The 19,170-nt window shown below is 67.9% G+C and carries 16 protein-coding genes; 12 read left to right on the top strand and 4 right to left on the bottom strand.

The window, feature by feature from the left end; genetic code table 11:
• The first annotated feature begins 132 nt into the window (after window positions 1–132).
• From ACP693_RS04695 to rplT, 3 genes are all read left to right on the top strand, one after another.
• Entirely contained in the window at window positions 133–1,434 is a 1,302-nt protein-coding gene (locus ACP693_RS04695) for an MFS transporter (protein WP_426018572.1), read from the top strand.
• A gap of 163 nt (window positions 1,435–1,597) precedes the next feature.
• Window positions 1,598–1,795 carry a 50S ribosomal protein L35 gene (rpmI, locus tag ACP693_RS04700; RefSeq protein WP_135193772.1) on the top strand — a complete coding sequence of 66 codons (198 nt, stop codon included), beginning with the start codon at window positions 1,598–1,600 and terminating at the stop codon, window positions 1,793–1,795.
• A 55-nt stretch (window positions 1,796–1,850) separates the two neighbouring features.
• Window positions 1,851–2,204, top strand: coding sequence for a 50S ribosomal protein L20 (gene rplT / locus ACP693_RS04705; RefSeq protein WP_135193771.1), 354 nt, complete (start codon window positions 1,851–1,853; stop codon window positions 2,202–2,204).
• Between the two features lie 76 nt (window positions 2,205–2,280).
• On the opposite strand, the gene ACP693_RS04710 is transcribed toward rplT, so the two are convergent.
• Entirely contained in the window at window positions 2,281–3,915 is a 1,635-nt protein-coding gene (locus ACP693_RS04710; RefSeq protein WP_426018570.1) for a response regulator, read from the bottom strand.
• 201 nt (window positions 3,916–4,116) lie between these two features.
• Between ACP693_RS04710 and pheS the strand changes: the two genes are divergently transcribed.
• Genes pheS through ACP693_RS04730 form a run of 4 tightly spaced genes read left to right on the top strand, consistent with a single transcriptional unit; the run spans window position 4,117 to window position 9,464 of the window.
• The gene (gene pheS / locus ACP693_RS04715; RefSeq protein WP_426018568.1) at window positions 4,117–5,193 is read left to right on the top strand and encodes a phenylalanine--tRNA ligase subunit alpha; all 1,077 of its coding nucleotides are present in this window, start codon (window positions 4,117–4,119) and stop codon (window positions 5,191–5,193) included.
• A gap of 56 nt (window positions 5,194–5,249) precedes the next feature.
• Window positions 5,250–5,645, top strand: coding sequence for a hypothetical protein (locus ACP693_RS04720; protein WP_426018566.1), 396 nt, complete (start codon window positions 5,250–5,252; stop codon window positions 5,643–5,645).
• Complete coding sequence (pheT, locus tag ACP693_RS04725; protein ID WP_426018563.1) at window positions 5,642–8,080, top strand: phenylalanine--tRNA ligase subunit beta; 2,439 nt, start codon at window positions 5,642–5,644, stop codon at window positions 8,078–8,080. Before ACP693_RS04720 ends, pheT begins: the two co-directional genes overlap by 4 nt.
• Before the next feature lie 43 nt (window positions 8,081–8,123).
• Complete coding sequence (locus ACP693_RS04730) at window positions 8,124–9,464, top strand: APC family permease (RefSeq protein ID WP_426018561.1); 1,341 nt, start codon at window positions 8,124–8,126, stop codon at window positions 9,462–9,464.
• 99 nt (window positions 9,465–9,563) lie between these two features.
• Here ACP693_RS04730 and ACP693_RS04735 read toward each other — a convergent pair whose 3' ends face one another.
• Window positions 9,564–9,884 (bottom strand): hypothetical protein, encoded by a 321-nt coding sequence (locus tag ACP693_RS04735; protein WP_426018559.1) that lies wholly within the window; start codon window positions 9,882–9,884, stop codon window positions 9,564–9,566.
• Between the two features lie 185 nt (window positions 9,885–10,069).
• Here ACP693_RS04735 and ACP693_RS04740 point away from each other — a divergent pair, with 185 nt between their 5' ends.
• Entirely contained in the window at window positions 10,070–10,681 is a 612-nt protein-coding gene (locus tag ACP693_RS04740) for a DUF1134 domain-containing protein (RefSeq protein WP_426018557.1), read from the top strand.
• A gap of 169 nt (window positions 10,682–10,850) precedes the next feature.
• Here ACP693_RS04740 and ACP693_RS04745 read toward each other — a convergent pair whose 3' ends face one another.
• Both ACP693_RS04745 and ACP693_RS04750 read right to left on the bottom strand, forming a co-directional pair.
• Window positions 10,851–11,759 (bottom strand): SDR family NAD(P)-dependent oxidoreductase, encoded by a 909-nt coding sequence (locus ACP693_RS04745; RefSeq protein ID WP_426018555.1) that lies wholly within the window; start codon window positions 11,757–11,759, stop codon window positions 10,851–10,853.
• A gap of 5 nt (window positions 11,760–11,764) precedes the next feature.
• Window positions 11,765–12,997 (bottom strand): NAD-dependent epimerase/dehydratase family protein, encoded by a 1,233-nt coding sequence (locus ACP693_RS04750; protein WP_426018553.1) that lies wholly within the window; start codon window positions 12,995–12,997, stop codon window positions 11,765–11,767.
• A gap of 353 nt (window positions 12,998–13,350) precedes the next feature.
• Between ACP693_RS04750 and ACP693_RS04755 the strand changes: the two genes are divergently transcribed.
• The 4 genes from ACP693_RS04755 to ACP693_RS04770 all read left to right on the top strand — a co-directional run bounded on the left by ACP693_RS04755 (window position 13,351) and on the right by ACP693_RS04770 (window position 19,169).
• Entirely contained in the window at window positions 13,351–14,427 is a 1,077-nt protein-coding gene (locus ACP693_RS04755) for a DUF4167 domain-containing protein (RefSeq protein WP_426018551.1), read from the top strand.
• A gap of 68 nt (window positions 14,428–14,495) precedes the next feature.
• A complete protein-coding gene (locus ACP693_RS04760; RefSeq protein ID WP_426018549.1) occupies window positions 14,496–15,806 on the top strand; it encodes an ATP-binding response regulator in 1,311 nt (436 codons plus the stop codon).
• A gap of 43 nt (window positions 15,807–15,849) precedes the next feature.
• Window positions 15,850–16,539: a DUF4893 domain-containing protein gene (locus ACP693_RS04765; RefSeq protein WP_426018547.1), complete on the top strand. Its 690-nt coding sequence runs from the start codon at window positions 15,850–15,852 to the stop codon at window positions 16,537–16,539.
• A 155-nt stretch (window positions 16,540–16,694) separates the two neighbouring features.
• The gene (locus tag ACP693_RS04770) at window positions 16,695–19,169 is read left to right on the top strand and encodes a S9 family peptidase (protein WP_426018544.1); all 2,475 of its coding nucleotides are present in this window, start codon (window positions 16,695–16,697) and stop codon (window positions 19,167–19,169) included.
• Window position 19,170: the final 1 nt, after the last annotated feature.

Raw genomic sequence — 19,170 nt, forward strand, 5'->3', positions numbered from 1 at the left:
ACAACCATAAGTAGCGGTATATCAGTGTTCGATTTAAGCAAGCGGTAAGTCGGATCGATCAGATCCAACCGAGATGGGGGCGAGCTCAACAACCGCTCGCTAGGCGCAGCACGGCACGCTAAGCGTTTGCTCATGACCGCGACACCGACGACCCCGCCCAAGCTCAAGACCCCGGCGCTGGCCGTGTTGTTCGCCACGGTCTTCATCAATCTGGTCGGGTTCGGGCTGGTGGTGCCGCTGCTGCCCTTCTTCGCCCAGAGCCTGCAGGCCGAGGCGTGGCAGATCACGCTGATGTTCTCGGCCTATTCGCTCGGTCAGTTCTTCGCCGAGCCGTTCTGGGGGCGGCTGTCGGATCGGATCGGGCGCAAGCCTGTGCTGCTGATCACCCTGTTCGCCAATGCGCTGGGTTATCTGATGCTGGCCTTCGTGCCGAACATCTGGCTGGCGATCGCGGTGCGGCTGTTCACCGGTCTGGGGGCGGGAAACATCTCGACGGTGCAAGGCTATGTCGCCGATGTGACGCCGCCGGAACAGAGGGCGGGGCGGATGGGGCTGATCGGCGCCGCCTTCGGCCTGGGCTTCATCGTCGGGCCGGGGCTGGGCGGCCTGCTGACCCAGCCGCAGCTGGGCCGTCTGGGATACCAGCTGCCGATCTTCCTGGCGGCGGCCCTGGCGGCCGTGGCGGCGGTCGGGGTGATCGTCTTCCTGCGCGAGAGCCGGGCCAAGGCCGATCCGGCCGCACCGCGCCCGGCCTTCCTGGCAGGGCTGAAGGATGCGCGCGACAACGATGTGGTGTCGCGGGTGCTGATCGTGACCCTGATCTATATGGCCGGGTTTTCGGCGATGGAGAGCGTGTTCGGCCTGTGGGCCGAGAGCCGCTATCAATGGGGCGCGCGTGAGGTGGGGCTCAGCTTCATGATCGTGGGCATCGTCTCGACCCTGAACCAGGGGTTCTTCGCCGGAAAGCTGGCGCGGCGGTTCGGCGAATCGCGGGTGCTGGCGGTCGGCATGCTGCTGTTCGGAAGCTCGCTGGTGCTGCAGGTGCTGGCGCCCGTCGCCTGGTTCCCGGCGACCCGGCTGGAGCTGGGCGCCCTGTCCATTCCCATCGTCCAGGGCTGGGTCATTCCGATGGTCATGGCGCTGGGCGCGTGCGGCATGTCGATGGCCATGCCCAATATCTCGGCCATGATCAGCCGCGCCTCGCCGCCCGACCGGCAGGGCGCCATGCTGGGGCTGAACATGGCCTCCAGCTCGGTGGCGCGCATCTTCGGGCCGATGATCGCCGGCGCGCTGTTTTCCGGCCTGGGGCACGACTGGCCCTTCCTGGTCGGGGCGCTGCTGACCATCCCGGCGGCGGTCATGGCGATCAATGCCGGACGGGCGATCCAACGGGGCAAGGCCGCCGACGAAATGGCCGCCAAGTCCTTGTCCTGACTCACGTCTTGCGTCGGCAGGCGTCTTCGCCTACAAGCCGCGCCTTCGCGTACCGAACCGCCGGGCGAACAGGCATGCCTGGGCGGTTCTTAAACTCTGGAAGACCACCTCCCCACGGCTCAAGCAGCCCGAAGGGCGGTAGCCCTCCAAAAAGGAGACTGAAATGCCGAAACTGAAGACGAAGTCAGGCGCCAAGAAGCGCTTCAAATTCACGGCCACTGGCAAGGTGAAGTCGGGCGTTGCAGGCAAGCGTCACCGCTTGATCAGCCACAACTCGAAATACATCCGCCAGAACCGCGGCACCAAGGTCATGGCCGACGCCGACGCCAAGAAGATCAAATCCTACATGCCGTACGCCTGATCGGCGCGCGCTGTACGACTGATCTCCATCCCAAAGAATTTGAAGGAATAGCGACATGGCTCGCGTAAAACGTGGCGTAACCTCGCACGCCAAGCACAAGAAGGTTCTGGAGCAGGCCAAGGGCTTCTCCGGCCGCCGCAAGAACACCATCCGTACGGCCAAGGCCGCCGTCGACCGCGCCGGGCAATACGCCTATCGCGACCGTCGCACCAAGAAGCGCAACTTCCGCGCCCTGTGGATCCAGCGCATCAACGCCGCCGCGCGTCTGGAAGGCTTCACCTACAGCCAGTTCATCAACGGTCTGAACAAGGCCGGCATCGAACTGGACCGCAAGGTTCTGGCCTCGATCGCGGCTGACCCGACCGGCTTCAAGGCCGTCGCGGAAAAGGTTCGCGCCGCTCTGGCTTAAGCCACAGTCGCACCGACCAAGATCAACGCCCGTTCCGGTTCGCCGGGGCGGGCGTTCTTCGTTCGGGCCGGTGGGTTCAGGCGGCGGCTGCCTCAATCAAGCGGTCAGCCTCGGCCTCGGCCTCGGCTTCGGCGCCGGCCAGAACGAGGCGGATGGCGTTCAACAGGGCGTCCGGCTGGATCGGCTTTTGCGCCACGCCGTTCATGCCGGCGGCGATATAGTCCAGCTCGTCGCGCTCATCGGCGTTGGCGGTCAGGGCCAGGATGGGCAGTCGGGCGACCGGGCCGGGCAGGGCGCGAATCGCGCGGGTGGCGGCGACCCCGTCCATGACCGGCATCTTGATGTCCATCAGCACCAGGTCGAAGCGCCGGTTCTGAACCGCCTCCAGCGCCTCGCGGCCGTTCTCGGCCATCTCCGCAGTGCAGTCGAACATCTCCAGCAGCTTGCCGGCGACGAAACGGTTGGTCGGGTTGTCGTCGACGACCAGCACATGAAGCGTCTCATGCGGGGTCGGCTCGGCCATGGTCGGGGTTGTGCCCGCCTCGTCCGCCGCGCAGGCGCTGAGGGGCAGGACGACATGGAACCGCGCCCCGCCCAGCGGCGATACGCTGAGGCCGATGGTTCCGTCCATACGCTCGGCGATCTGGCGGCAGATGGCCAGGCCCAGGCCGGCGCCGGCGCCCTCGCGCCCGGCCTTGCCGATGTTGAAGGGGTCGAAGATGGTCGCCGCCGCCGCCTCGGGCACGCCGGGGCCGCTGTCGTCCACCGTCAGTTCGACCCTGAGACCGTCGCGCGTCATCCGGCTGGCCAGGGTGGCGACCACCCCGCCGGACTGGGTGAACTTCAGGGCGTTGCCGACCAGGTTGTTCAGCAGCTGTTTGATCCGCATGCCGTCCGCCCTGACCCAGGGGCTGGATTCGAAGTCGGTGCGGACGGTCAGGGTCAACGCCTTTTCCTCGGCCCGCGCGCGCCAAAGGGCGTCGATGTCGAAGGCGACGGCCGACAGGTTCAGCGGCTCTTCCTCCAGGGTCAGCATTCCGGCCGAGGCGCGCGACATGTCCAGCGCGTCGGTCAGCAGCCGCAGCAGGCTCTGGCCCGAATCGATGACGGTGCGGACGTAGGGGCGCAGTTCTTCCTGCTCCAGCTTCTTGTCCATCAGGGCGGCGACGCCCAGCACCCCGTTCAACGGCGTGCGGATCTCGTGGCTCATCACCGCCAGGAACTCGGACTTGGCGCGGCTGGAGGCGACGGCCTCGGCCTCGGCGACGGCCAGGTCGCGCGCCAGGGCGCTCATCTCCTCGGCGCGCTGGCGGTGAAGCGCTGCCCCGGCCTGAACGACCTGAAGCGCCGTGCCGACGCCGACGTAGCGGCCGTCCGCCACCACGACGAAGCCGCTCAGCAGGGCGCCCAGTTCCGCCGCCCCATAGGCCTGGAAGAAGGTCTCGGCGCTGGTCGCCGCCTCGGCGATCGGGGCGTTGCGGTCCATCAGGCTTTCGGCCGGTTTCCTGGCGTACAGGGCGCGCCCGAACTCGGCCGCCATCCTCAAGGTGAAGGCGTTGCGCTCGATGATGCCGACCGGGCGGCCGTCGTCGTCCACGACGGCCAGGGCCAGGGTGTTGGGCTCGGTCTGGAACCGCTCGAACACATCCGCGCCAGGCGTGGACGGCGCCACCGGCGTGATCAAATCAACGAAGTCACCGATACGCGGCATCAAGGTCCCCACCCGTTCGGAGGCCTGCTTAGCGGCTGATATTTAACGCCAGCTTTGCCGTTCATGAACCTTTCGCGGCGGGTTTCGGACAGTTGATCAGTGAGCGGACGGAAACGCCTGGTCCGGCGCAAGCCTTCAGACGTTCGCTGCATCGCCTTGAAGGGTGACGAAAGCCGTTCCACCCGTTAAGGCACGGGGCAAATGACCGATCTCGCCAAACTCGAACTCGACCTGATCAACGCCATCGGCGGCGCCGAAAGCGTCGCCGCCCTGGAGGAGGTGCGCGTCGCCACCCTGGGCAAGTCCGGCTCCGTCTCCGGCCTGCTGAAGGGGATGGGGGCGATGAGCCCCGACGAGCGCCGCGAACAGGGGCCGATGATCAACGGCCTGCGCGACCGCGTGGCCGCCGCCATCACCGCCAAGAAGGCCGAGCTGGAAGCCGCCGAGCTGGACGCCCGGCTTCAGGCCGAACGCATCGACCTGACCCTGCCGGCCAGGCCGCGCAGGAAGGGCGGGGTCCACCCAACCATGCAGGTGATGGACGAGATGATCGCCCTGTTCGCCGAGATGGGGTTTGCGGTGGCGGAAGGCCCGGACATCGAGGACGACTTCCACAATTTCACCGCCCTGAACTTCCCGCCCAAACATCCGGCGCGGGAGATGCACGACACCTTCTTCCTGAAGCCGGACCCCGAGACAGGCGAGCGCAAGGTGCTGCGCACCCACACCTCGCCGGTGCAGGTCCGCACCATGATGTCGCAAAAGCCGCCCATTCGCATCATCGCGCCGGGTCGCACCTTCCGTAAGGATTCGGACGCCACCCACACGCCGATGTTCCACCAGATCGAAGGCCTGGTGATCGACCGCGACATCCATATGGGCCATCTGAAGACCACGCTTCAGACCTTCATCGCCCGCTTCTTCGAGCTGGACGAGGTCCAGGCGCGGTTCCGGCCGCACCACTTCCCCTTCACCGAACCCTCGGCGGAGATGGACATCCGCTGTGACCGGTCGGGTGGGAAACTGGTGTTCAACACCGGCGACGACTGGCTGGAGATTCTGGGCTGCGGGATGGTGCATCCCAATGTGCTGCGGAACTGCGGCATCGACCCGGACGAGTATCAGGGCTTCGCCTTCGGCATGGGGGTGGATCGCCTGGCCATGTTGAAATACGGCGTGCCCGACCTGCGCCCCATGTTCGACGCCGATACGCGCTGGCTGGCGCACTACGGCTTCTCCGCGTTCGCCGCTCCTAATCCGGCGAGCGGGCTGAGCTGAATGATGACCGACATAACGTCCGCTACGCGCACTCCGCATGAAAAGGCTTTTGTTTGATGGCCCGTCTTCCGATCAACCGCCCCGTCAACCTCGCCAGCGATTTCAGCCTGAAGACGTTCGAGAACGTCGATATGAGCCTGCACGACCTGTACGTGACCTGTCTCGCGCAAGGCGCCGTGGTGGGCCGCACCTTCGTCGGATGCCGCTTTGACGGACCTGCCATCGTGCTGGTCGGTCCGGGCACGACTTTCGATGAGACCAACTTCGGCAATCCGCGTGGCGAGATGCGCAATCTGCTCCTGAAGCCGATGGGCTCCAAGGCGCTCGGGACCGTTCCGATGCATGACTGCACCTTCATCGGCTGCGAGTTTTACAACGTCGGCTTCACGGGTTCCGATGAGATCCTTGAGCAACTGGCGGCCGTGCCGTCGGTCGTGGCGCCGCAAGCATGAAGTTCACCCTGTCCTGGCTGAAGGACCACCTCGAAACCGAGGCGGACGTCCATCAGATCGCCGAGGCCATGACCATGGCCGGGCTGGAGGTCGAGGAGGTTCTCGACCCCGCCGCCAAACTGGCGCCCTTCACCGTGGCCAAGATCCTGTCGGCCGAGCGCCACCCCAACGCAGACCGGCTTCAGGTCTGTCAGGTCGAGACCGTCGACGGGCTGAAGGAGATCGTCTGCGGGGCGCCCAATGCGCGCGCGGGCCTGACCACCATCTACGCCCCCATCGGCGCCTATGTGCCCGGCCTGGGCGTGACCTTGGTCGAGAAGCCGGTGCGCGGCGTGGTGTCCAACGGCATGCTGTGCTCGGCCTCCGAGCTGGAGCTGTCGGACGAGAGCGACGGCATTCAGGAACTGCCGCCCGAGATCCCGGTGGGGACGCCGGTCGCCGGCCTGTTCGGCGCGGAACCCGTCATCGACTTCGAGGTCACGCCGAACCGGCCCGACTGGCTGGGCGTCGCCGGCATCGCGCGGGATCTGGCGGCCGCCAGCGTCGGCAAGCTGAAGCATTTCGACATCGCCGTGGTGCGCGGGGCCTTCCCGTCGCCGATCACCGTGCGGCTCGAAGCGCCCGAGATGTGTCCGGTCTTCGCCGGTCGCGTGATCCGGGGCGTGAAGAACGGCCCGTCGCCGGCCTGGCTGCAGAAACGTCTGACCGCCATCGGCCTGCGCTCGATCAACCGTCTGGTCGATGTAACCAATCTGATCGCCTATGACCGCGCCCGGCCGCTGCACGTCTATGACGTGGCCAAGCTGGTCGGGACCGAGATCGTCGTGCGCGCGGGCCAGGTCTCGGCCGGGACCGCCCATATCGAGGGCGGCGAGCCGGAGCATCTGCTCGCCCTGGACGGCAAGACCTATGCGGCCGCCGCGACCGACTGCGTCATCGCCGACGCTGGGGGCGAGCGTCCCATCGGCCTGGGCGGCGTCATGGGCGGCGAGAGCACCGGCTGCGACGAGACCACCACCGATGTCTTCATCGAGAGCGCCTGGTTCGACCCGCTGGTCATCGCTCAGACGGGCCGTGCGCTGGGCATCCATTCCGACGCCCAGTACCGATTCGCGCGCGGCGTCGATCCGGTCTCGGTCACGCCGGGGCTGGAACTGGCCACGCGGCTGATCCTGGACCTGTGCGGCGGCGAGCCGTCCGAGATCGTCTTCGTCGGCGAGCCCCCGGCCAGCCCGGCGCCCTTCGCCTTCGACCCCGCCTATGTGAAACGGCTCAGCGGCATGGACCTGGACGACGACCGGATCGGGACCATCCTGGGCCAGCTCGGCTTCCTGGTCACCGCCGGGCCCGCCGATCAGGCCGAGCCCTGGATCGTGACCCCGCCGTCGTGGCGGCGCGACGTCGAGGGCCGGGCTGATCTGGTAGAAGAGGTGGCGCGGATCGAGGGCTTCGACAGCCTGCCCGACACGCCCCTGCCCGAGGTCGCTCGGCCCGCCGGCGGGGTGCTGAGCCCCCGTCAGGCCCGTGTCCGCACCGCGCGCCGCGCGTTGGCGGCCCTGGGCTACGCCGAGGCCGTCACCTGGTCCTTCACCAAGCAATCGACCGCGGCCCTGTTCGGCGGCGGGGACGACCGGCTGGTGCTGGAGAACCCCATCGCGGCCGATCTGGACTGCATGCGGTCATCCATCCTGCCGAACCTGATCCAGGCGGCGGCGCGCAACGCCGCGCGTGGCTTCGCCGATGCCGCCCTGTTCGAGATCGGCCCCATCTATCTGGGCGACGGTCCCAAGGATCAGCGCACGGTCATCGCCGCCTTGGTCGCCCCCCATGCCGCCCGGCACTGGGCCGGCGCCGGGGAAGACGCCCTGTTCGCCCTGAAGGCCGATCTGACCACCTTGCTGGAAGAGATCGGCGCGCCGGTCGGTTCGCTGCAACTGGTCCAGGGCCAGAACCGCGATTGGTGGCACCCCGGCCGTTCGGCCCGGCTGCAGCTGGGGCCGAAGAACGTCATGGTCGAGTTCGGCGAACTGCACCCGCGCGTGCTGAAGGCGCTGGACGCCGACGGTCCGATCCTGGGCTTCGAGATCCTGCTGGACGTCGTGCCCGAGCCGCGCGGCAAATCCGGCAAGGCGCGCGGTTCCGCCGACCTGTCGCCCCTGATGCCCCTGACCCGCGACTTCGCCTTCGTGGTCGAGGACGCCAAGCCGGTGGGCGATCTGGTCCGGGCCGCAGCCGGCGCCGACAAGGCCCTGATCGCCGATGTCCGCGTCTTCGACGTCTATCGCGGCAAGGGCGTGGACGAGGGCTTCAAGTCCGTCGCCCTGGAAGTCGTAATCCAACCCCGTGACGCCACCCTGACCGAGGCCGAGATCGAAGCCCTGACCGCCAAGGTCGTGGCGGCGGTGGAAAAGCAGGGCGGCAAGCTGCGGGCATAAGGATCGCAGCGTCGCCTTTCGGACGACGCAGGGGAAGCAGGCGATGACGACGGAACCTCAGGCGGCTGATCCTGATCGCGGCCATTTGCTGCGCGTGCTGGGCGTGACGTTCGGCGTCGCCGTCGTGGTCGGCGGCGTCATCGGGCAGGGGATTCTGCGCACGCCGGGCGTGGTCGCCGAAGGGGTGCAGAACCCTACGATCATCATCGCCCTGTGGTGCGTCGCCGGTCTGGTCGCCTGGATCGACGCCATGTCGACGGTCGAACTGGCCGCCTCGATCCGCAAGACGGGCGGGCCCTATATCTTCGCCCGGCGCGCTTTCGGGTCTGTGACAGGGCTGGCTGTCGGCGTGTGCGACTGGCTCGGCAACATGGGCGGCATCGCCTTCATCGCCGTGGTCTTCGGCGAGTATCTGCACCGACTGGGCGTCGCCACGACCGTTCCTATAGACATCCTCGCCCTGCTGATCGTCGTCGCGGTGGGCAGCGTGCAATGGCTGGGCACCAAGGTCGGCGGTCGGTCGCAGGAGATCGGCAGCGCGGTCAAGGCCGCCCTGTTCACCGTGCTGATCATCGGCCTGTTTCTGGCGCCCCGGGGTGTGCCCGTCGCCACCGAGATCGCACCGGCGACGGCGGCGGCCCTGACGTTCGGCGGCATCGTCATGGCCTTGCGGGCCATTTCCGGCACCTACTACGGCTGGAACAGCGCCTCCTATTTCTGTGAGGAGGTCGTCGATCCGGGCCGAACCATCGCGCGCGCGACCTTCTCGGGCATCGCCGTGGTGACGGTGATCTATGTCCTGGCGAACCTCGCCTATCTCAACGTCCTGACGCCGGCCGAAATGGCCGGGTCGAACCTGGTAGCGGCGGATGCGGCCGGTCGGGTGTTCGGCGATGTGGCCGGCCCCATCGTCACGGCCATTTCGTTGGTGTCGCTGGTGACGATCATTAATGCCATGGTGATGGTGTTCCCGCGCGTCCTGTTCGCCATGGCGCGGGAATATCAGGTGTCCGCCGTGACCCGGGTCGCAGCCAATGGCACGCCGCGTCTGGCCCTGATCGCAACGGTGCTGGCCGGCGGCCTTCTGGCGACGATCGGCGTCTATGAGACGCTTCTGACGTTCTCGACGTCTCTGCTGGCGCTGATGAGCGTTCTGGTGAATGCGGCCGTCATCGTCCTGAGGGTGCGTGAGCCCAATCTGGAACGGCCTTGGAAAATGCCGCTCTATCCCCTGCCGGCGATCATCGCTCTGGCGATCAATACAACCCTGTTTGTGATCTTCGTGGTCGAGGACCCGCTGACGGCCGCCAAGGCCTTCGGAACCCTCGCCGTCCTGATCGCTGTGGCTTGGCTGGTCATCCGCCGCAAGCGCTTCCAGGCTTGATCGCCAAAGTCGCAGCGGCGGTGAAAAGCAGGGCGGGCTACTGCGAGCGTAAAGTTTACGGATCGAGGTGGCTTCTAGGACAGCTTGGAGGCGGTTCCGTTATTGATCTTGAATGACGCTGCTGGGACGACCGTCTTGGCGCAGGCAGAAGACCCCGCCGTGAGCGTCTGTCTCCCAACTATAAGCATAGCCTTTGTTGCGGATCTGGCCGACCCCGCAACGCTGCATATTTGTCGGAAGTTGAACCCGATTGACGCGCGCATTGGGGTAGCCGGCTTTGGCGAGATCGCGCCGAGCGGTCTCAAGTCTTATCTTGCCGGGTTGATTCAACACGTATGCAAGTGAGATCGCGATAGCGACCCCGACTGGGATCGTGATCCAGCGTGACAGTGTCTGACGACGGGGCATCTCATTGATCATTCATCCAGACGATAGCTGACCATGCCTTTGTGGACCATCCGCCTCTTGATTGCCGACGCTGGTCCTCCTCTCGTAAGTCCTCGTTAACCTTGAAGCCGCAAGGCTGCCGCAAAGGTCGGGGACGGTGAAGCCAAGACCGGTGCGCCAGCCGGCCGTCCTCTCGCCGCCTCTCGGAGCGTCCCCCCATGCATCGTCGCCAACTGATTCTTTCCGGCCTGGCCACCGCGGCCGGCGCCTCGGCCGTCGGCGCCTGCGCCACGGCGCCGGCGCGCGATCCCAACTATCCGATCCGCTCGGACCAGACGGCCCAGGCCTATAGCTTCGACGAACTGGTCTCGGCGGGTTCGCGCGAACTGGGCATCGCGGCAGAGGTCGTGGGCGGCGCCATCGAGCGTGTCTTCGCCGACCAGGGCGACCGCCCGACCGCCTATATCGCAGGCGAAGAAGGCTCCGGCGCCGTGGTCGTCGGCGCCCGCTACGGCCGCGGCGCTTTGCACATGAAGGACCTGTCGGCCTCGCAGGAGGTGTTTTGGCAGGGCGCGTCCGTGGGTTGGGACTGGGGCGGCAACGCCAGCCGGGTCTTCACCCTGGTCTATGGCCTGTACCACCCCGACATGATCTATCGCCGCTATCCGGGCGTCGAGGGTTCGGCCTATCTGGTCGCCGGCATGGGCGTGAATTATCAGCAGGCGGACGGTATCGTCCTGGCGCCGATCCGCACCGGCGTAGGCTTACGCCTGGGGGCCAATATCGGGACCATGAGCTACAGCCGTCAGCGGAATCTGCTGCCCTTTTAAGCGCGCTATGCTCGCGATGCGGTCGCTCGCGGCTTGAGCGCGACCACATTATCCCGTCATCCTCGGGCTTGACCCGAGGACCGGGCGCCGGTCGGACTGTGCGTCGCCCCTTCGCATGAGCGGCGGACCATCCGGTCCTCGGGTCAAGCCCGAGGATGACGGGTTGTGATCAACTCACCAACCGCAACGGCGGCGGCGTCTCCAGCAGCGTCGCCAGCCCCTCGCGCCAGGTCGGATAGGAGGGCCGCCAGTCCAGCTCGGCCTTGGCCAGGGCGTTCGAGACGCGTTTGGAATCCAGATAGAAGCGCCGCATCGCCTCGCTGACGCTGTCGTCGGTCCAGTCGACCTGGGGCGGGCGGGGCAGGCCCATCCGACCGGCGGTCCATTCCATCACCACATCGGCCGGCGAGGGTTCGTCGTCGGTCAGATTGTAGGCCGCACCCGGACGCGGCCGGGCCATCGAGGCGAACAGGCCCGAGACGATGTCGTCCACATGGATACGGTTGAAGACCTGGCCCGGCTTGCACACCAGTTTCGCCGTGCCGTCCCGCAGCCGCTCGACCACGCTACGCCCCGGCCCATAGAAGCCTGGCAGGCGGAAGATCTGCACCGTCAGCCCCATCCCCTGCGCCCCGTCCAGCCAGTCGCGCTCGGCCCGCACCCGGCGCGCGCCCTCCAGATTGGCGGCGTTCAGCGGCCCGTCCTCGAACACCCAGCCCCCGGCCCGGTCGCCATAGACGGAGGTGGAGGAGACATAGCCGATCCAGTCGGGCCAGGCGTCGCCCGCCAGCGGTCCCAGGGCGCGCAGACCGGGACAGCCGTGGGCGTCCGGCGCGGCGGTGATCAGGACGGCCGTCGCCGCCTCAAGCGCCGTCTTCAGCGCGGCCGTGTCTGTCGGGTCGATGGCCGTGACGCCCTCGGCCGCCAGGGCGCGACGCCGGTCGGGATCGCGCGAGGTGGCGACGGCCCGACCGCCGCGCCGGATCGCCTCCAGCGCCGTCGCCCGCCCCAGATAGCCGCCGCCGAAGACCAGCAGGTTCGGGGCGGGTGCAGGGTCATGGACGTCGGTGGGGGTCACGTTACTCAGGCCGTCAGAACTTTGGAAACCGGCGCGGCGGATGGCGGCCGCGCCTCATTTTCCAGCGCCTCCGCCCGGCGTTGGTTCCAGGCGGAGACGCAGGGCACCCGCGTCAGGTCGGCCCGGTTGGCGTAATGGCGGGCGATCTCGGTCACCTCGTCCATCAGTCCCTGGGCCAGGGTGATGGGCTTCAGCCCCAGGTAGCGGAACTGGTCGTTGGCGACGACCAGGTCGTTCTCGTCGGCCTCCTGGCGCGGGTTGGCGACGTTGTGGATCTCGGCGCCGGTCTTGTCGGCGATCATCGCGGCCAGGTCGCGCACGCGCCGGCTCTCGGTCATCTGGTTGAGGATCTTGACCCGCTCGCCGCGCTTTGGCGGGTTCTTCAGCGCCAGCTCGACGCAGCGCACCGTGTCCTGGATATGGATGAAGGCCCGCGTCTGGCCGCCCGATCCGTGCACCGTCAACGGATAGCCCACCGCCGCCTGCATCAGGAACCGGTTCAGCACCGTGCCGTAATCGCCGTCATAGTCGAAGCGGTTGATCAGCCGTTCGTCCTGCTTGGTCTCGACCGTCTGCGTCCCCCAGACGATGCCCTGGTGCAGGTCGGTGATCCGCAAGGCGTCGTTACGGGCATAGAACTGGAACAGCAGGGCGTCCTGCGTCTTGGTCATGTGATAGATGCTGCCCGGATTGGGCGGGAACAGGATTTCCTGTTCCGCGGGGCCGTTGTCGGTCTGGACCGTCACCTTCAGATAGCCCTCGGGGATACGCAGGCCCGCGGTGCCGTAGCCATAGACCCCCATGGTCCCCAGGTGGGCCAGGTGTACGTCCAGCCCGCTCTCGACGATGGCGGCCAGCAGGTGGTTGGTGGCGTTGATATTGTTGTCGACAGTGTACAGCTTGTGCCGCGCCGACTTCATCGAATAGGGGGCCGCGCGCTGTTCGGCGAAATGCACCACGCTGTCGGGGGCTTGCTCGCGGATCAGGGCGACCAGACGGTCGAACTCCTTGCCGACCGTCATGTTGACGAAACCGATGTCGCGGCCGGACACCTCTTTCCAGGCCTTGATCCGCTCGCCCATGGTGCGAATCGGCGTCAGGGACTGGACCTCCAGCTCATTGTCGATGTTGCGACGGCTCAGGTTGTCGACGACGGTCACGTCCCACCCTGCGGCCGACAGATGCAGGGCCGTGGGCCAGCCGCAGAAACCGTCGCCGCCCAGAACCAGAACACGCATGGGATAGCCTCGTCGTCGTCTCAAAGGTCATGCCTAGCCCAGCAGGCAGGCATCGGCAAAGCGGGGCAGTTAACGAGCGCGTGCGACGCTTTGACGAATACCTCTTGGAAAGGGGCGTCGCACAGGTTAAGTCTCGCTCGTCTCCCACTCAAACGCAGCTTTACGGGCCTCTATCCGGCTGTTCGCGCTTGAGCCGATCATGACGGTCGGTCCCGAAAGGACCGGCGCACCATGCGGGCGACAAGGCCTTCCGACAGTTCGACAATCGGGGATCGGCCCCGATCGAAACGGAACCACGAAACGGACGGAACCGGCCGCTGGCCTGGGCTCCATCCCTGCACACGGTAGCGCGAATGAGAGATTTCAAGGGCATGAAGCGTCAGCGCGGACGCAATCGGAACAAGGCGGGCGCCTCGAACGCCAACAGCGCCAATCCGAATCGTTCGTGGGACTCGCAAGGCCCCGAAAATATCAAGGTCCGGGGCAACGCCCAGACCGTGTATGAGCGCTATCAGCAGCTCGCCCGCGACGCCTCGTCCGGCGGCGACCGGGTGCTGGCCGAAAACTATCAGCAGCACGCCGAACACTATTACCGCGTCCTGCGCGCCCTTCAGCCGCAGCGGTCCTTCTCGGACATCGCCGCGCGCGAACAGTCGAACCAGGGCTTCGACATCGATTTCGAGGACGAATCCGGCGCCCAGGCCGCCGCCTTCGTCGCCGCCCAGCAGGCTGCCGACCGCCAGGCGCAGGAAGCGTCCGAGCGCACCGAGCAGAACCAGAACCGCGACCAGAACCGCGACCAGAACCGCGACCGCGACTACAACCGCGATCGGGATCAGACCCAGAACCGCGACCGTGATCGCGACCGCGACCAGAATCGCGACCGTGACCAGAATCGCGACCGTGACCGCGACCAAAATCGTGACCGCGACCAGAACCGCGACGCCCAACCGCCTCGCGAACCGCGTGAACCCCGCGAGCCGCGCGAGGGCGACGAGGTCCGCGCCGAGGGCGAGGGCGGTCGCCGCGAGAGCCGTCGCGAACGCTGGGAGCGTCGCCGCGAGGAACGCAACCGTCGCTTCGACAATCAGGAAGGCGCGGAAGACGGCGCCCCCGTCCACGCCGACGCCTCCGACGCCGAGACCGTCAGCGAGGCTCCGGCCGTCGAGACCCCCGTCGTCGAGAGCCCCGTCGTCGAGAACAAGGTCGAAACCCCTGCCGCCGAGGACCGTCCCGCCCGCCGTCCGCGCCGCACCGCCGCCGCCATAGCGGCGGACGAGGGCGACGCCCCGACGGCCCTGCCGGGCTTCCTGACCCGCGCCCCCGCCTCGGCTGCCCCCGCGTCGGCCCCGGAAGCCGAAGGCGAGGCGGCCCCGCGTCGTCGCGCCCCGCGCCGCAAGCCGGAAGCCGCCGCAGCTTCCGAAGACTAAACAACTTACGCGAGCGTGTTTACCTGAACGCAACTCCTGCGCGCCATTCTGGCGCGTAGGAGGGCGTCATGGATATCGTCTTGCTTGTCTTGTCCCTGGCCCTGGCCGGGACCTGCGCGGGAATATGGCTCTGGCTTCAGGCGCATGCGGTCGCGCTGCGTCTGCGCCGTGAGAACGAACGGCTCGAAACCCGCATCGTCCAGCAGACCCAGGTCTTGCGTCGCGCCCTGACGACCGCCGAGGCGCAGATCGAGCGCCTGACCGCCGAGGACCGCACCAAGGGCGAGGTGATGCAGGCCCTGGGGCGCGAACTGCGCACCCCCCTGACCACCGTCATGGGCTTTTCCCAACTGCTGCGCGTCAACGCCGAGGCCGACCCCCTGACCGCACGCCAGTCCCAGGCCGTGCGCCAGATCGAGGCGGCGAGCGCAGTGCTGCTGGCCTTGATCGAAGAAGCGGACGCCTTCGTGGCCTGCGGCGACGCCGGCGCCTCGCCGTCCATCCACCGCGTCGACATGCGCCTGGCTCTGCGCCAGGTCTGCGACGGCGTCGAGGCGCAGGCGCGCGAGGGGGGCGTTGCGCTTGACTGTCCCCCGCCGGCGTCAGGTCTGTGCGTCATGGCCGACCCCGGCCAGGTCCGCCGCATCCTGCGCCGCCTGGTCGAGAACGCCGTGCTCCATTCGCCCGGCGGCGGCACCGTCCGCATGGTGATGAGGCGCGACGACGCACAGGTCATCGTCGCCGTCCATGACGCCGGCGCGGCCCCAACGGGCGAGGGATCGAAGCGCCTGTTCCACCCCCTGGACGGCCAGGATGCGCGCGGCGGCACCGCCCTGGGCGTTGCCTCGGTCCAGCGCCTGGCCGAGCGGATGGGCGGCGCCCTCACCCAGCAGCGCGAGCCCTGGGGCGGGACGATTTTCTCGCTCAGCCTGCCCGCCGCTGGCGTTATGGGCGCCGCGACGCCGAAACAGGCGGTGGTGCTCTATGTCGAGGACAACCCCGCCAACATCGCCCTGATGCGACAGGCTGCGACCGGACTGGGTCTGACGCTGCACGCCGCGACGACGGGGCCGGAGGGGCTGGAGCTGGCCCGCGCGCTTCAGCCCGACGTGATCCTGCTGGATATCGGCCTGCCGGATATGGATGGCTATGAGGTCAAGGCGCGGCTGGACGCCGATCCGATGACGCGCCACGTGCCGGTCCTGGCCCTGACCGCCGCCGTCTCGCCCCAGGACCGCACGCGCGGCGCCGCCGCTGGCTTCGACGCCTATCTGGCCAAGCCGCTGGACTTGACCGCCCTGGCGGCCGCGCTGAACGACGTGCTGGGCGGCGCGCCCGCGTCCGCCGGCCTTGACGCCGACCGGTGCCAGAGGGCCTAAGAGGGCCACTTCGCCCGCAAGGTCGCCCCCAAGGGAAGCGTTGATGCGTCAGTTCGCCCGGTTCGTTTCGTCCCGTCTGTTGATCCGCCGTCTGGCGCCTCTAGTCGCCGTCTGCGCCGTCGCCGCCTGCGCCGCGACCCCGCCGCCCCCGCCTCCGCCGCCCAGCACTGCATCGGGCGCCGCCGCGCTGATGGACTGGCGCGGCGTCATCACCTCGGCCGATCGCGACCGTTATCGCCGCGTCGACGCCGCCTGGACCCTGGCCTTGCAGCAGGCGAAGCGTCAGCGCGGCTCGGGCGACCTGAACAGCCTGGGCGAGCTCATCTCGCCCAAGGCCGCCCGCCCCGGCGTCGCGCCGCCGCCCGGCGACTACCGCTGCCGCACCGTCAAACTGGGCTCCCAGGGCGGCGAGGACGGCCTGGGCTATGTCGTCTACGGCTGGTTCGCCTGCCGCATCGAACAGACGCCGCGCGGGCTGAAGTTCTCCAAACTGACCGGGTCGCAACGTCCGTCGGGCCTGCTGTTTCCCGAGAACGACCGGCACATGGTCCTGCTCGGCTCCATGGCCCTGGCCCAGGAACCCGCCGCCAACTCCTACGGCCGCAACGCCGACCGCGATCTGGTCGCCGTGCTGGAACGCATCGGCGAGGCCCGCTGGCGCCTGGTCCTGCCCTGGCCGCAGTACGAGTCCAATCTCGACCTGATCGAACTGGTCCCGGCGCCGCGAAGCTGAGCCTGCCCAGAGGGGGCGCCATGCGTCTGCCTTCGGAAAGATCGCGATCTGATGATCCGCCAGCGTCCATGTGACACTGTAACCCTGAAACGGGTTGGCACGGGCGCGCAGGCGGGGTTAGGTCTGGGGTTCGGGTTTTGTGGGGATTTCAGACGATGATGATGCGTGTTCGTGGCGCCGGCCTTGTGCTGGCGACGGTGTTGATGAGCGGCGTGGCTGGTGCGGCCCTGGCTCAAAGCTCGGGCGCTCAGACTGCGGCCCCGGCGGTATCGGTCTATCAGCAGCCGCCGGCGCCCATCGCGGACATTCTGGACGCCAAGCCGACGCCGTCGCCGATGTTGAGCCCGGATCGCAAGACCCTGGTGCTGATGGATCGGTCGAACCTGCCCAGCATCAAGGCCCTGGCTGAGCCGATGCTGCGGCTGGCGGGGGCGCGGATCAATCCGAGGAACAATGGCCTGGCGGAGAGCCGGGTGTCGTGGCTGACGGGGCTGAGCCTTCAGGCGGTGGACGGGGGACCGGCGCGGGTCGTGGCTCTGCCGGCCGAGGCGCGGTTCACGGCGGCGCGGTTCTCGCCGGATACGAAATCTCTGGCCTTCGTGCTGGACCGGCCGACGGGGCTGGAGCTGTGGGTCGTGGATGTGGCCACGGCGCGGGCGCGGAAACTGACCGAGCCGGTGGTCAATATGACGGGCGGGTCGGGCTATGAATGGCTGCCCGACAGTTCGGGCCTGTTGGTCGAGGCGGTGCCGGCCGGACGGGGTGCGGCGCCCGACGTGACGGCGGCGCCGACGGGGCCGAACATTGAGGAGACGGCCGGGCGCGTGGCGCCGGTGCGGACCTATCAGGACCTGCTGTCAAACCCCGGCGATGAGGCCCTGTTCGACCATTATTTCACCTCGCAGCTGACCCTGGTTCCGCTGAACGGCCGTGTACGGACGATTGGGGCGCCGGCGGTCTATCTGGACAGCGCCGTGTCGCCGGATGGCCAGTACATCCTGCATGAGATCGCCAAGCGGCCCTATTCCTATGTGGTGCCGGACGACCTGTTCCCGACCGAGATCGTGGTGACGGATATGGCCGGCCGGGTGGTGCGGACCATCGCCGATCTGCCGCTGAGGGACGACGTTCCGACCGCCTTCGACGCCGTGGCGCCGGGGCCGCGTTCGGTGGGCTGGCGGGCCGATGCGCCGGCGACCCTGACCTGGGTCGTGGCGCTGGACGGCGGCGACATCAAGCGCGAGGCCGAGTTCCGCGACCGGGTCTTCATGCAGGCCGCGCCGTTCACGGACGCGCCGGTCAAGCTGATCGATCTGAAGGAGCGGTTCGGCGGGATCACCTGGGGGCGCGACGACCTGGCCATCGTTAACAGCCGCTGGTTCAACACCCGGCACGAGACGCGGTTCGTGGTCGATCCGTCGAACCCCGGCGAGGGCCGGGTGCTGCTGGAGCGGAACTATCAGGCCCGATACGACAATCCGGGCCAGCCGGTGACCCAGCCGAATGCGGCGGGACGGCCGGTGATCCGGTTCGATCCGCAGGGGCGGATCCTGATGTCGGGCGCCGGGGCGACGCCGCAGGGCGAGTTCCCCTTCCTGGCCGCGATGGACCCGGCGACGGGACGCAGCGAACGGCTGTGGACCTCGGCCGATACGGATTACGAGGCGGTGGTCGGCTTCCTGGATGCGGACGGCAAACGGGTGGTGACGCAGCGCGAGACGCGGCTGGACCCGCCGAACCTGCAGATCCGTGACCTGACGACGGGCCAGACGACGGCCCTGACCAACTTCCCCGATCCGGCGCCGCAACTGGCCGGGGCGACGCGGCAGTTGGTGACCTATGAACGGGCGGACGGGGTCAAGCTGTCGGGGACGCTGTATCTGCCGGCCGGCTACGACAAGGATCGCGACGGGCCGTTGCCCATGTTGATGTGGGCCTATCCGGCCGAGTTCACCGACGCGGCGGTGGCGGGCCAGACGGTGGATGTGCAGAACCGGTTCGTGCGGCCGGGCGGGTCCAGCCACCTGTTCCTGCTGACCCAGGGCTATGCGATCTTCGACAACCCCTCCATGCCCATCATCGGCAAGGACGGGGCCGAGCCGAACGACACCTATGTCGAACAACTGGTCGCCGACGCGAAGGCCGCGGTCGATGCGGTGGTGGCGATGGGGGTGGCGGATCGCGACCGGATCGCGGTCGGGGGCCACAGCTACGGCGCCTTCATGACCGCCAACCTGCTGGCGCACAGCGACCTGTTCAAGACCGGGATCGCGCGGTCGGGGGCCTATAACCGCACCCTGACGCCGTTCGGCTTCCAGGCCGAGCAGCGCAACTATTGGGAGGCGACCGAGGTCTATACCGAGATGTCGCCCTTCACCTATGCGAACAAGCTGAACGAGCCGATCCTGCTGATCCACGGCGAGGCGGACGATAATTCCGGCACCTTCCCGGTACAGAGCGAGCGGTTCTATGCGGCGCTGAAGGGGCTGGGGGCGACGGCGCGTTACGTCACCCTGCCGCTGGAGGCGCACGGCTATCGGGCGCGGGAATCGGTGGGCCACACCCTGTGGGAGATGACCCGCTGGATGGACCAGTATGTGAAGAACGCGCCGCCAAAGCCGGCGGAGTGAT

It is taken from the genome of Brevundimonas sp. TWP1-3, assembly GCF_049896085.1.
In the GTDB taxonomy this organism is placed as follows: Bacteria; Pseudomonadota; Alphaproteobacteria; order Caulobacterales; family Caulobacteraceae; genus Brevundimonas.

Bases quoted from the DNA above. Each gene is read 5' to 3' on its own strand.
- ACP693_RS04695 (WP_426018572.1), top strand. From the start codon at position 133: ATGACCGCGACACCGACGACCCCGCCCAAGCTCAAGACCCCGGCGCTG.
- ACP693_RS04760 (WP_426018549.1), top strand. From the start codon at position 14,496: ATGGATATCGTCTTGCTTGTCTTGTCCCTGGCCCTGGCCGGGACCTGC.
- rpmI (WP_135193772.1), top strand. From the start codon at position 1,598: ATGCCGAAACTGAAGACGAAGTCAGGCGCCAAGAAGCGCTTCAAATTC.
- pheT (WP_426018563.1), top strand. From the start codon at position 5,642: ATGAAGTTCACCCTGTCCTGGCTGAAGGACCACCTCGAAACCGAGGCG.
- ACP693_RS04730 (WP_426018561.1), top strand. From the start codon at position 8,124: ATGACGACGGAACCTCAGGCGGCTGATCCTGATCGCGGCCATTTGCTG.
- ACP693_RS04740 (WP_426018557.1), top strand. From the start codon at position 10,070: ATGCATCGTCGCCAACTGATTCTTTCCGGCCTGGCCACCGCGGCCGGC.
- pheS (WP_426018568.1), top strand. From the start codon at position 4,117: ATGACCGATCTCGCCAAACTCGAACTCGACCTGATCAACGCCATCGGC.
- ACP693_RS04735 (WP_426018559.1), bottom strand. From the start codon at position 9,884: ATGATCAATGAGATGCCCCGTCGTCAGACACTGTCACGCTGGATCACG.
- ACP693_RS04750 (WP_426018553.1), bottom strand. From the start codon at position 12,997: ATGCGTGTTCTGGTTCTGGGCGGCGACGGTTTCTGCGGCTGGCCCACG.
- ACP693_RS04765 (WP_426018547.1), top strand. From the start codon at position 15,850: ATGCGTCAGTTCGCCCGGTTCGTTTCGTCCCGTCTGTTGATCCGCCGT.
- ACP693_RS04770 (WP_426018544.1), top strand. From the start codon at position 16,695: ATGATGATGCGTGTTCGTGGCGCCGGCCTTGTGCTGGCGACGGTGTTG.
- rplT (WP_135193771.1), top strand. From the start codon at position 1,851: ATGGCTCGCGTAAAACGTGGCGTAACCTCGCACGCCAAGCACAAGAAG.
- ACP693_RS04720 (WP_426018566.1), top strand. From the start codon at position 5,250: ATGGCCCGTCTTCCGATCAACCGCCCCGTCAACCTCGCCAGCGATTTC.
- ACP693_RS04755 (WP_426018551.1), top strand. From the start codon at position 13,351: ATGAGAGATTTCAAGGGCATGAAGCGTCAGCGCGGACGCAATCGGAAC.
- ACP693_RS04710 (WP_426018570.1), bottom strand. From the start codon at position 3,915: ATGCCGCGTATCGGTGACTTCGTTGATTTGATCACGCCGGTGGCGCCG.